Consider the following 12,163-nt stretch of genomic DNA (forward strand, 5'->3'; position numbering starts at 1 on the left):
AAAAATACTCTACAAATAGACTTATTATCTATTTTAGATGTTTTTTATACGATGACAAATATTCCATACTTACTAGTCTAAATAAAATGTATTGATCATATGAAAATAAGTTATTCACAGGAAAATATTAGAAATAAGTATATAAGTACAGCATGTGAAGTGTATTTTTTTTATGCTAACTCTAAGTATTACCTTATAAATATAAACAAATGGTGGGGAGTAACAATTAACAAAAACATACTAATCCAATGAGGGTATAGGAGAAAGTAAGGAAACTCTGATATGTTTTGCGATCAACTAATATAAGGAGCAAAAGAATCAGGTATAAATGATGCTTTAATAAACCCAATATTTACAACATGAATAAATGGAGAATTACTAAATAATCTTTAAGAAAACCAAAAGGCTGATTTCTACTGAAAATAGAAATTGGCCTTTTTATGTATAAATAAATCAAACTAGATAATAAACGGTCCATAAATAATAAGTGCAGTGATAATAATTTTGACTTCTAAAATACGTACATTAGTTGCTAGATTTTGATTTATATTTGTATATACTGTGTGTTTCTATAGTATTATATTAATTATAAATTAATATAATAAACAACTATTCTTATAAATTGGAGTATAAATAACTTGAAAAATATTAAAATGCTCTTAATATTTGTAAAAAATAATAGTTTAAAATCTAAATATCGAATGAAAAAAAAATGATTGCATTAAAAATAAATATAAATACGAACTATATATAAAAAAAAATAAAAAAATATGGAAAAAATATTTTTATTATGATATTATAAAAAAGTAAAAAAAAGGGAATGACTTAGGAGGAAAATAATGAACAATGGATCAATATACGAATTAGAAGGTAGGGTTGCATTTAATAAAGCAATACCTCTTGGAATACAGCATGTATTAGCTATGTTTTTAGGTAATATCTCCCCACTTATAATAATCAGTGGAATGCTAGAAATGCCACTAGAAATGAAAACAATGTTAATACAAAACTCAATGTTTATAGCAGGTCTAGCTACATTACTTCAGTTATATCCAATACTTAAAGTAGGAGCGGGCTTACCAATAGTAATGGGGACAAGTTCTGGATTTATAGGAACAGCAAAAGCAATAGGGGCTACATATGGATACGGAGCAATACTTGGAGCATCACTTGTAGGTGCGGTAATAGAAGTGTTCTTAGGATTTTTCATAAAGCCATTAAAGAAATTATTCCCACCAATAGTAACAAGTTTAGTAGTAGTTGCTATTGGATTATCATTATTACCTGTAGGAGTTAAATACTTTGGAGGAGGGGTAGGAGCAAGTGACTTCGGGAGCTGGCAACATTTATTAGTAGGAAGTACAGTAATTATAACTATATTAGTATTAAAGCAATTTAAAGGATTTTTAAGTGAATCATCAATTTTATTAGGAATAGCAGTAGGATACATATTATCAATAACTTTAGGTATGGTTGATTTTACACAAGTGAAAGAAGCAGCATGGTTAAGTTTACCAACACCATTTGTATCACAAATAGAGTTTAACATGGAAGCAATAATTGCAATGACAATAATGTTCATAGCAACTACAGTTGAAACAATAGGTGATATATCAGGAATTACAAATGGTGGTTTAGATAGAGAACCAACAGATAGAGAGTTAGCAGGTGGAGTTGTAGCAGATGGTGTTGCAAGTTTTATAGGTGCACTATTTGGAATATTACCAAATACATCTTTTAGCCAAAATGTTGGGTTAGTAGCAGTTACTAAGGTAGTAAATAAGTTTGTTATAATGACAGGGGCAGTGTTCTTAATAATATGTGGATTCTGTCCAAAGTTAAGTGCAATATTCTCAGTTATGCCACAATCAGTTTTGGGTGGAGCAGCAGTGATAATGTTTGCGATGATCTTAGTGAGTGGTATACAATCATTAACTAGAGAAAAAATAGATGGAAGAAATGGATTAATAATTGCTGTATCAATTGGGCTTGGAGTAGGAATCGGAAATGTTCCAGAAGTATTAGAACAAATGCCACTTTGGGTATCAAACATATTTGCTCAAAATGGAATAATTATGACGTTTGTAATAGCTACAGTATTAAACTTAGTATTACCTAAGGAAAAAGAAGTAAACAGAGAAAGTGATAGAGAGCTTGTTAAAGCAAGCTAGTTAATTATAAGGTCTGCTCATTAAAGATGGGCAGGCTTTTTTACGTATAAGGGATTTATAAATATGCTCTTATATGTTGACCTATTAATAAAATAGGATAGTAAAAATATATTAATCACATAATAAAATTAAGTCTACAAAAACAAACTTATTATTAAATTAAGGGAATACTGGAAAAAATAAATATAAATATTGCTAAAAATTTGATAATATATATATATTCTTAAAATATTTAACCTTAACCACTGATAAAAAAATTGCATGGAGGCAAAATGAAGATTAATAGGATATGTAAAATCATATTTGCTATATCAATACTTCTACTTGTTTTAGGAATAGGCAGTAAAATAACGTATAAGGCTGCTATTTCAGATAATTCATATAAAAAAAGCAACGTAGATAAAATTTATGAAGATATTTTATACAATGGCATTGAAGAGTTTAGTGAAGATAACAGACAGAATATAGAAAAAGAAATCAACGATATAATTAGGGAAAGTAAAGATAAAGAAAGTTTAGCAAAAGCATATTTCATGTCAGCTTATATCAAAAGCACAAAATTTAATATATATGAAACTATTGAAAAATATGACAAAGCAATATCATACTTCGATAAAGATACAAAACCAGAGTTTATTATTAGAACATTTTTTGAAATTAGTGAGTGCTATCTGACACTAGATGACTATCACAAATCGTATGTTGCATTTGATAAGGTTATTAAGCTTGGAAAAGAAAAAAATCTTGAAGAAGATATAATTAAATTTTCTCTTTTAAGAGCAAAGCACTTATCACAAACTTCAGATGGGACAAAAAAAGCAGTAGATTTAATGGAATCAACTCTTGAATTATCAAAGGAAATAGATTATGGGCATATTGAAGACGTTTATTTAAAATTAGGAATATGCTATTGGTATGTAAATAGAAATATAGAAGCTATTAACTGTAAATTAAATGCACTAGGAATAGCAATAGAAAAAGATTTAGATAAGAAATCTGTTGAAATAATGATAGATATTGGAATAGATTATTTATTTAAAGAAAATTATGATGAAGCTATAAAATATTTAGAGTCATCTTTAGAATATCATATAGAAGACAAAACAGAAGATGCAGATTTAAAATCTTATGCTTTACTAAATCTGGCTCAGGCATACACATCTATTGGTGACTATGAAAAGGCTAAAGATAGTTTTAAAGAATTAGAAAGATATATTGGTAAATTAAAAAATGGAAAAGTTAAAAGTGATACTAAAACTGTTATGTATGTAAATAAAGCAGATTTAGAGAATAAGCTAGATAATCCTAAAGAATCACTAAGGTTACTAGAATTAGCATCAAATCGTTATGAAAGTAGTAAAAATTTTACATACTATGATTTTGATATTCAAATAGCTAAGATTTATGGTGATACATACTACATATTAAAAGATTACAAAAGCGCCCTTGAAGCACATAAATATGCAGAAAAAATAGCTGACGAAAGGGGAATAGATCACCTAAAAGCTATACACTATAATAGTATATATTTAGATTATAAAGCATCAGGAGATATTGGTAATGCGTTATTATATTTAGAAAAGAAAGATAATATAAATGATAAAGATAAAAAAGATCAAAACTTGCAATACTCGCAGTATTTACTGAAAAAATTTGAAAATGAGCAAAATTTAAAGAAGATAGAAGAGCTAGAAATAGCTAAAAAGAGAATGATTATGCTTTATATTTCTTTAGTATTAATAATTATAATAACCTTTTTTATTATTGGATTTATTTATATTAAGAACAAAGAAATTAGAAGATTAAATAGTCTTTTAAAAGATTTAAGTGTTACAGATGATTTAACAAATATTGCAAACCGAAGAGCTATGGAAGAATATTTAAATCTTAATTGGAATTCTTACAAAAATATAAATAAGCCAGTGTCAATAGTAATGATGGATGTAGACTACTTTAAAAAGTATAATGACAACTATGGTCACGTCATGGGAGATAAGGTTTTAGAAATGGTTGCAAATACTATAAAAGAATCTTGTAGATACTCTGATTTTGTAGCAAGATATGGTGGAGAAGAATTTATAATCATAATGTTAAATACTGACAAAGAAGAAGTTATAAAAGCAGTAGAAAGAATTAAGCAAAATATTTATGACCTAAATATTAATCATGAATACTCAGAGGTAAGCGACAGAGTAACTGTTAGTATAGGTATAACTACTGCACTTGTAAGAGATGACAAAGAATATTATGATTATATAAAAAAGGCAGATGAAGCACTGTATATTGCAAAAGAAAATGGAAGAAATAAGTATGTGCATTTGTATCATGAATAAATAAGCTAAATATATTTATAAAAAAATAAGGGACCCATTGAATTAATCATTCAATAGGTCCCTATCTAATTAGCAAATTATATGTTTTAACGAATCTTTTTTCTTATCTAAACCTATATTTTCTGGTCTCTTACAAAATGGAAGTTTCTTTCCTCCAGAATGATGATCTATACATTCCTTACAATTGCCATGTCTCACACACTTTGTACTTAAACAGCCGCATTTTAAATTCTTGTTTTCCATTATTTTAACCTCCAATTTTTACTATATATAATATTTTATATTAACACACTTATTAGAATTAGAAAAGTTAGTAAAAAAATAACAAAATAAAATTTACAAATATTATAAATTGTAAAAATATTGAAATTAAAAAAATTCAATCTAGTAATATTGTGATACAATAAATTAGTATATTTAAATCAATGAATTAAAAAGAAGTAAAAGATCATTTATAAGGAGGGGGAAAATGTTAGGAACAATTGTAAACAGTATAGCAATTATATTTGGAAGCTTAATAGGTCTATTATTAAAAGGGGGAATACCCGAAAGAATAAGCAATACAATAATGAAAGGCCTTGCTTTATGCGTTTTATACATAGGTATTAGTGGATCTTTTGAAGGTGAAAATACAATTATTACAATAGTATGTATGGCTATTGGAGCATTTCTTGGGGAACTAATGGATATTGATAGCAAACTAAACAAACTAGGTGATTTTATAGAAAGTAAGGTAAGTAAAAAATCAAAAGTTGAAAATGATGATGAATTAAGCATTGATATAGACTGTGAGCATATGACTGCGTCAACATCAAAAATATCTATATCACAAGGCTTTGTATACTCAAGCTTAATTTATTGTGTTGGAGCAATGGCAGTAGTTGGATCTCTTGAAAGTGGTCTTCAAGGTAATCATGCAACTCTATTTGCAAAATCAATATTAGATGGAATCTCTGCAATTATTTTTACGGCTAGCCTTGGAATAGGAGTTATGTTTTCTGCTGGAGCAGTGTTTGTATATCAAGGAATAATAACTGTGTGTGCAGGCATACTTGCAGGAGTTTTAAGCTCAAGTGTAATATCAGCAATGACTGCAATAGGAAGTCTTATAATTATAGGTTTAGGGCTTAATATGTTAGAGGCTACAAAAATAAAAGTTGCAAATTTATTACCCGCAATATTTATACCTATTATATTAGGTATTTTAGGAATAATTTAATAGTTTATATATTTAAAGTGCCTAGCTAAATTAATTTGCCTAGGCACTTTTTATGTACAAATAGTTTTAAAGAACTTAGTGTTTAATGCATAAGAATAAATAAGAGGAATTCTTACTGAAAAATATGAATACTTAAGGGAGGAGTAAAATGAAAAAAGAATTAATACAAAAAGAAATAAATGAAATATTAGATAAACTTATTACTTATAGAAGAAACTTTCACAAGAATCCAGAGCTTGGTTACGAAGAAGTTAAAACATCAAACTTCATAGCAAACATCTTAGAAGATATAGGCTTAGAAGTTACAAGAAATGTAGGTGGTAATGGTATTGTAGGGCTAATAAGAGGAGAAAATAAAGGAAAGACAGTGTTACTTAGAGCAGATATGGATGCTCTACCTATTCAAGAAGAAACAAACCTTGATTTTGCCTCAGAAGTCCCCGGTAAAATGCATGCTTGTGGTCACGATCTTCATATGACCATAATGTTAGGAGCCGCAGAAATATTATACAAACATAAAGACAATCTTGAAGGTAATGTTAAGTTTATGTTTCAGCCAGCAGAAGAGTGTAGCCCAAATGGAGGATCTAGATCCATGATTGAAGATGGAGTTCTTGAAAATCCAAAAGTAGACTATGCAATAGCAACTCATACCATGCCTGAACTTGAAACAGGACAATTTGGAATAACTGAAGGTGCAGTAACAGCTCAATCAGATTCTTTCAGTATAAAGATCATTGGTAAAGCAGGTCACGCCTCAACTCCACACAAAGGAGTAGATGCTGTAATAGCAGCAGCCAATGTAATTATGAACATGCAAGCAATTCTTACAAAAATGGTAGATCCTCATGATCAAGCAGTAGTATCAATTGGAAAAATTCACGGTGGTGATGCTCGAAATATAATATGTGAAACAGTAACACTTGATGGAACAGTAAGAATGATGACTCCAGGATATGTAGAAGATATGCCTAAGTTAATAAGGCAAGTAGCTAATAACTCTTGTGCAGTATATGGAGCAAAGTGCCAGCTAAAGTACACTAAAGGTTATTGCATTTTAAACAATGATTCAAATCTAGTAGATTTAGTAACTGAGGTTTGTATAGAAAACTTTGGGGAAGAAAGTGTAGTCCATTATCCTCAGTGTGCAGGTGGAGAAGACTTTGCATTTATTGCTAGGCTAGTACCATCAATGTTTATATGGGTAGGAAGTAGAAGTAAAGAAAGTGAGTTTATTCCTCAGCACAATGGAAGAGTTATATATGATGAGGAATGTATACCCATTGGGATTACAACTGTTGTAGCTACAGTTGGAAGATTATTATATACTTATACTCATAAATAATATTAATATTTTAGGGCTATTTTATTTTTATATATTATTAAAAAGAAGTAAGGTAAGTGAATTTTAACAAATTTTGCTAGACTTAAATTTAGTATTGTGCTAAAATAAATACCGAACACACATTCGTTATTCTTATTAAGATTAGTCTTTGGAATAATAAATTAAGGAGAGTAAAGATGACAGAGCTAGCATTTGATAAAGATGAAAAAAGCAAATTAATTTATAAAATTACAGAAATAGTTGAAAGATTATTAGCTTGTGATGAGAACCTAAAAGCTAATGGGAAATTTATTTATATTCAAGATAGTAAGATAGAACATGAAGAATCTATATCGCAAGAGTACTTGAAGAAGCATCCATTTATTGACTCTTTTAGACAAGATGGAAACTTTAGAAATAGCTTAACTATAAGTTCAAGCACAGGAATATTTTATGATGCTATATCAGAAAATAGAGAAACTTATAAATTAGTTATAAAAGAAGAAAACAATAATGAGATAAATATTATCTTAGAAATAGAGAAAAATTAGAATAGATTAAATATCCCCATATTTAAATGAATTAGTAAAAATTCAATTAAGTATGGGGATATTTTTAATTAATCACCTTTGTACAAGTTCATAAAACCTACACATAAATTTAAGATAGCTTTAAGGTTTAATTTATATAATTATCTCATAAAGACAGGCGTAAATAGATAGGAGGAGTAAAATGGCAATTAAATCTTTTAAGCGTTATGAGAAAAAATTTATACTAAGCCAGGAGCAGTATGATTCTCTATTACCAAGACTTTTCGAATACATGGAACCTGACAAATATTGTAAAGATGAAAAAAATTACACAATATACAACATTTATTATGACACAGAAGAAAGTGATGTAATAAGACATTCTATAGGAAAGCCATACTTTAAAGAAAAGTTAAGAATTAGAAGTTACATGATTCCCAAAAGTAGAAATGACAAAGTATTTCTAGAGCTAAAAAAGAAAATAAATGGAATAGTAAATAAAAGAAGGGTAGTTCTTACCTTAGACGAAGCTACTAAATTTGTAGAATTTGGACAAAGACCAGTGACTAAGGACTATCTAAATGAACAAGTAATAAATGAAATAGAATATTATCTAAAAAATAATAAAGTTCATAAAACAGTATACATTGGCTATAGTAGAAAAGCATTCTTCTCAATAGATGATAAAGAATTTAGATTAACCTTTGACTCAGAAATATTAGCAAGAAGAGAAGATTTATTTTTAGAAGGTGGTTACTATGGAAAAAACATTTTAGGAGAAGAAAGATATCTAATGGAAGTTAAAATCCTAGGTGCAATACCAATATGGTTTACAAAAATACTATCAGAATTATCAATATACAATACACACTTTTCAAAATATGGAAATGAATATATAGAGTATTGTAGAAATACACAAAATAAGAAAGTAAGAGGGAGAGTAAAAGTATGTTAGAAACAATAATATCATCAACAAATGGGGAGTCATTTACACTTGTAAATGCACTTATAGTCATAGTCTCGGCAATAATATTAGGACTTGTTATAAGTGTTTGTTATATGAAGACTAGTAAAAAGACTATAGATAGTTCAAACTTTACAATAACTCTAGTAATGCTACCCGTAGTTATTGCAATAATAATCTTATTGGTTGGGAACAATATAGCAAGAGCATTTAGTTTAGCAGGTGCATTTTCAATAATTCGTTTTAGAAGTGCACCAGGAGAGCCTAAAGATATAGCTTATGTTTTCTTTACACTGGCAGTAGGCTTGACATGTGGTATGGGATACATTGGATATGCTGTAATAGTTACTATAATATTATGTTCTGTAATGTTTGTAATAGATATTACAAAATTCGGACAGCCTAAGCATAAAGCTATGCAACTTAGAATCATAGTTCCAGAAGACTTAAACTATGATGGAGTTTTTGAAGAAATATTAAATGAGTATACTAATTCTTGGCAAATACAAAGAGTAAGAACTAGAGATTTTGGCGCTTTATTTGAGCTAAGTTATATGATAAATATGAAAGCTGAAAGTGACCAGAAGAAGTTTATAGATGAGTTAAGATGTAGAAATGGAAATCTAAACATAACACTTACATTAGCCGGAATAACCGAATAAGTCAATTATAAGAGGTTGTAGCAAATTGAATTTACTGTTTAATCGACGTTTCGCTAGACTAAACAGTAATTCAAAATATTGTTACAACCTCTTAGTTTGGATTGGAGATATGTGATAAAATAGATTAAAAATAGATAAAAATGTAAATTATAGGATGGGTGATGATATGAAGGTACTTTTGGTAGAGGATGAGGTTCAATTATCTGAGGCTTTAAGTCATATTCTTATTAAGTATAAATATAGTGTGGATGCTGTTCTAAATGGTGAAGATGGTTTAGAGTATGGTTTAAGTAACATTTATGATGTGATTATTTTAGATATAATGCTACCTAAGTTAAGTGGTTTACAAGTTCTAAAAATGTTGAGAAATAAGGGAATTTCAACTCCTATAATTTTACTTACTGCAAAGGGTAGTGTTGAGGACAAGATAACAGGATTAGATTTAGGCGCAGATGATTATCTAGCTAAGCCTTTTGCGCCAGAGGAACTTCTGGCAAGGTTAAGAGCTTTAACTAGAAGAAGAGGAGAAATTATTAATAACAATACATTAGAGTTTGGAGATGTTAAGTTAAATCTTACGACTTATGATTTGGAAGTGGGAGAAAATTCTATTAGACTTACTGCTAAAGAATTTGAGCTACTTAAGTATTTTATGGATAGGCCAAAGGCGATTGTAAGTAAGGATGATTTAATTACAAGGCTTTGGGGATTTGATTCTGAAGCAGAGTACAATAATATAGAGGTGTATATTTCATTTATTAGAAAAAAATTATCTTATATAGAATCTAAAGTAAAGATTACCACTATTAGAAGAGTAGGGTATAGGTTGGAGGAGTAGTATGTTTGAAAAGCTTAGGCGAAAATTTATTTTTATAAATATGGGTTTGTTGACTATAGTTTTTTTATGCATTTTTGGAGTAATATTCACTGTAACTGCAGTAAATCTAGAAAGAGACATGCTAAGGTCTTTGGGAGAGATAATTGGATTTGAAGACCATTATAATGGAGGTCCTGCACCTAAACGCAAGCCTAATGACAACTCAATAATAGTAGAATTAGATACAACCGAAAATATTGCTAAGGTTTTTAAATCAACATATTTAGATGTGGATGAAGAAATTTTACAATCTTCAATAGATAAGATAATAGATAGTAATGAAGAAAATAGCAAAATAAATATAGATGGCACAAGCTATTCATATTTAATGAAAACTACTTCATATGGAATAAAGATTGCATTAATAGATAGGACTTATCAACAAAGTCTATTAAGCGGTTTATTAAGAAGTTTTGTTGCTGTAGGTGCTTTAAGTTTAATAGCTTTATTATTTATTAGTATATATTTGACTAATAAAAGTATTAAACCTATTAAAGATACATTTGAAAAGCAAAAGCAATTTATTGCAGATGCATCACATGAATTAAAAACACCTTTAACTATTATTAAAACCAATACATCATTAATACTAAGTGAGCCAAAAGAAACGATAGAGAAGCAAAGAAAATGGATAGATTATATTAGCTCCCAGGCAGATAGAATGTCAGAGTTAGTTAATGAAATGCTATATTTAGCTAAACTAGATGTTGAGGAAAATAGAATTAAGTTACTACCAATGAGTATTAGTAAGACAATAGAAAGTACATTACTTGGATTTGATGCAGTAATCTATGAAAATAATATAGCATTAGAAACGAATATAAGCGAAAATATAGAAATAAATGGAGATAAAGAAAGTATAAAAAAGTTGTTTAGCATTTTAATAGACAATGCAATAAAACACAGCAATAAAACTGGGAAGCTAACTATTGATCTATATTCAGAGAAAAATAAAGTTAAGCTAAAAGTAAAAAATACTGGAGAAGGTATAGAGAAAGAGTACTTAGATAAAATATTTGAAAGATTCTATAGAATTGATAACTCAAGAGTAAGAGAAACAGGAGGCTATGGATTAGGATTATCAATTGCAAAATCAATAGTTGAACAACATAAAGGTAAAATATATGCTCAAAGTAACGTAGGAAGTGATACAACTTTTATAGTTGAACTTCCAAAATAAATAAGATTCTATAGAGAGACATATTAATGTCATATCTTATGATTTTTTTACAATTTGTATTGCTTATCGCCATTAAAAATTAAGTGGTTAGTAAAAAGGATTTTAGGTAATTTGAATATAATATAATAAGAAATTTAAATATAGTATAGATAGGATTAGAAAAAGGGGGATGATAGATTTGAGAACTATAGGGATAATAGGTGCTATGTCTATTGAAATAAATCTAATAAAGGATAATATAGAAATAATAGAAGAAAAAGAATATGCTGGTTTTAAATTTTACATAGGAAAGAAAGAAAACATAAGTATAGTAATAACATCTTGTAGCATTGGGAAGGTAAACTCAGCAAGCTGTACACAAATATTAATCGATAAATTTCAAGTTACGCATATAATAAATACTGGAATTGCAGGAAGCTTAAATAAAGATGTTAAAATATGTGATATTGTTATTTCGGATAAAGTAACTCATCATGACGTTCGTAAAGAACAAATGCAAAGATGGCATCCTAATAAAGAATATTTTGATGCGGATAGATTTTTAATAGATACAGCTATAAAAGCATACAAAAAAATGAATTTGTATAAATACAATTACCACTTTGGAAAAATTGTAACTGGAGAATCATTTGTTTCAGATAGAATGTTAAGGGATTTGATAATTAAAGAGCATTCTCCTCATTGTGTGGAAATGGAAGGAGCAGCTATAGCACAAGTTGCTTATATGAATAAAATACCATTTCAGATAATGCAGATGGTGATATGAATGAGTATAATAATTTTGAAAAGATAGCATCAAATAACTCAGCAAATTTGGTATTAAATATTTTAGACTTATTAAATTACATGGATGTTTAAATTTATAATTTGATATCCTTTAAGATAGCAAAAGTTTCAATATGG

The 12,163-nt window shown here is 28.4% G+C and carries 11 protein-coding genes; 10 read left to right on the forward strand and 1 reads right to left on the reverse strand.

Annotated elements, in window-relative coordinates; genetic code table 11:
• The first annotated feature begins 839 nt into the window (after positions 1-839).
• Together ACI48P_RS07535 and ACI48P_RS07540 are read left to right on the forward strand one after the other, a co-directional pair.
• Complete coding sequence (locus ACI48P_RS07535) at positions 840-2,171, forward strand: uracil-xanthine permease family protein (RefSeq protein WP_475214872.1); 1,332 nt, start codon at positions 840-842, stop codon at positions 2,169-2,171.
• Positions 2,172-2,443: 272 nt separating this feature from the next.
• Positions 2,444-4,504 carry a diguanylate cyclase gene (locus tag ACI48P_RS07540; protein ID WP_475214873.1) on the forward strand — a complete coding sequence of 687 codons (2,061 nt, stop codon included), beginning with the start codon at positions 2,444-2,446 and terminating at the stop codon, positions 4,502-4,504.
• Positions 4,505-4,573: 69 nt separating this feature from the next.
• Here the strand turns inward: ACI48P_RS07540 and ACI48P_RS07545 are convergent, their stop codons facing one another.
• On the reverse strand, positions 4,574-4,747 hold the full coding sequence (locus tag ACI48P_RS07545) for a hypothetical protein (RefSeq protein WP_475214874.1): 174 nt from the start codon (positions 4,745-4,747) through the stop codon (positions 4,574-4,576).
• A gap of 226 nt (positions 4,748-4,973) precedes the next feature.
• On the opposite strand from ACI48P_RS07545, the gene ACI48P_RS07550 reads away from it, so the two are divergent.
• The 8 genes from ACI48P_RS07550 (at position 4,974) to mtnN (ending at position 12,026) form a co-directional block, all read left to right on the forward strand.
• On the forward strand, positions 4,974-5,723 hold the full coding sequence (locus tag ACI48P_RS07550; RefSeq protein ID WP_475214875.1) for a DUF554 domain-containing protein: 750 nt from the start codon (positions 4,974-4,976) through the stop codon (positions 5,721-5,723).
• A gap of 148 nt (positions 5,724-5,871) precedes the next feature.
• A complete protein-coding gene (locus ACI48P_RS07555; RefSeq protein WP_475214876.1) occupies positions 5,872-7,068 on the forward strand; it encodes a M20 metallopeptidase family protein in 1,197 nt (398 codons plus the stop codon).
• Between the two features lie 176 nt (positions 7,069-7,244).
• Positions 7,245-7,598: a hypothetical protein gene (locus tag ACI48P_RS07560; RefSeq protein WP_475214877.1), complete on the forward strand. Its 354-nt coding sequence runs from the start codon at positions 7,245-7,247 to the stop codon at positions 7,596-7,598.
• Between the two features lie 181 nt (positions 7,599-7,779).
• Positions 7,780-8,532, forward strand: coding sequence for a VTC domain-containing protein (locus ACI48P_RS07565; protein ID WP_475214878.1), 753 nt, complete (start codon positions 7,780-7,782; stop codon positions 8,530-8,532).
• Positions 8,526-9,203 carry a DUF4956 domain-containing protein gene (locus ACI48P_RS07570; protein ID WP_475214879.1) on the forward strand — a complete coding sequence of 226 codons (678 nt, stop codon included), beginning with the start codon at positions 8,526-8,528 and terminating at the stop codon, positions 9,201-9,203. The genes ACI48P_RS07565 and ACI48P_RS07570 overlap by 7 nt, the downstream gene beginning before the upstream one ends.
• A gap of 166 nt (positions 9,204-9,369) precedes the next feature.
• Positions 9,370-10,041, forward strand: coding sequence for a response regulator transcription factor (locus ACI48P_RS07575; protein WP_475214880.1), 672 nt, complete (start codon positions 9,370-9,372; stop codon positions 10,039-10,041).
• Between the two features lies 1 nt (position 10,042).
• Positions 10,043-11,260 carry a sensor histidine kinase gene (locus ACI48P_RS07580; protein ID WP_475214881.1) on the forward strand — a complete coding sequence of 406 codons (1,218 nt, stop codon included), beginning with the start codon at positions 10,043-10,045 and terminating at the stop codon, positions 11,258-11,260.
• Between the two features lie 169 nt (positions 11,261-11,429).
• Positions 11,430-12,026, forward strand: a complete 597-nt coding sequence (gene mtnN, locus ACI48P_RS07585) for a 5'-methylthioadenosine/S-adenosylhomocysteine nucleosidase (protein ID WP_475214882.1) — start codon at positions 11,430-11,432, stop codon at positions 12,024-12,026.
• The last annotated feature ends 137 nt before the right edge of the window (positions 12,027-12,163 follow it).

This window comes from Romboutsia sp. LXY-2, assembly GCF_056171995.1.

Excerpts from the sequence above, each read along its gene's own strand:
- ACI48P_RS07535 (WP_475214872.1), top strand. The coding sequence starts at position 840 with ATGAACAATGGATCAATATACGAATTAGAAGGTAGGGTTGCATTTAAT.
- ACI48P_RS07540 (WP_475214873.1), top strand. The coding sequence starts at position 2,444 with ATGAAGATTAATAGGATATGTAAAATCATATTTGCTATATCAATACTT.
- ACI48P_RS07545 (WP_475214874.1), bottom strand. The coding sequence starts at position 4,747 with ATGGAAAACAAGAATTTAAAATGCGGCTGTTTAAGTACAAAGTGTGTG.
- ACI48P_RS07550 (WP_475214875.1), top strand. The coding sequence starts at position 4,974 with ATGTTAGGAACAATTGTAAACAGTATAGCAATTATATTTGGAAGCTTA.
- ACI48P_RS07555 (WP_475214876.1), top strand. The coding sequence starts at position 5,872 with ATGAAAAAAGAATTAATACAAAAAGAAATAAATGAAATATTAGATAAA.
- ACI48P_RS07560 (WP_475214877.1), top strand. The coding sequence starts at position 7,245 with ATGACAGAGCTAGCATTTGATAAAGATGAAAAAAGCAAATTAATTTAT.
- ACI48P_RS07565 (WP_475214878.1), top strand. The coding sequence starts at position 7,780 with ATGGCAATTAAATCTTTTAAGCGTTATGAGAAAAAATTTATACTAAGC.
- ACI48P_RS07570 (WP_475214879.1), top strand. The coding sequence starts at position 8,526 with ATGTTAGAAACAATAATATCATCAACAAATGGGGAGTCATTTACACTT.
- ACI48P_RS07575 (WP_475214880.1), top strand. The coding sequence starts at position 9,370 with ATGAAGGTACTTTTGGTAGAGGATGAGGTTCAATTATCTGAGGCTTTA.
- ACI48P_RS07580 (WP_475214881.1), top strand. The coding sequence starts at position 10,043 with ATGTTTGAAAAGCTTAGGCGAAAATTTATTTTTATAAATATGGGTTTG.
- mtnN (WP_475214882.1), top strand. The coding sequence starts at position 11,430 with ATGATAGATTTGAGAACTATAGGGATAATAGGTGCTATGTCTATTGAA.